1 protein-coding gene is annotated in these 206 nt (G+C 51.9%); it reads right to left on the bottom strand.

What is annotated here, in order from left to right; genetic code table 11:
- A partial coding sequence (locus LGT44_RS20350; RefSeq protein WP_456243411.1) for a hypothetical protein occupies window positions 1–206 on the bottom strand: 206 nt, incomplete at both ends.

Below are 206 nucleotides of genomic sequence, written 5' to 3'. Positions count from 1 at the left end.
AGAATGCCAGCTTCTCTTTCTGCCTCCTGTTTTGCAGACGCCTGCGCACGGGCGATGGACTCGCTGGCGACGGGCATTGTACTGACAAGTCTCGCGCCCAGACCGACTGATTGCATTCTTTTTTTAATAAGGTCAGCGTTATCACCATGGTAGACACTCACCTTGCGCTTGGGGGTATCGAATTCCAATGTGACTTTAGGATGCAC

Source organism: Thalassolituus alkanivorans (genome assembly GCF_020447205.1).
Lineage (GTDB): Bacteria > Pseudomonadota > Gammaproteobacteria > Pseudomonadales > Oceanobacteraceae > Venatoribacter > Venatoribacter alkanivorans.
This window is presented reverse-complemented; position numbering and strand designations above follow the sequence as displayed.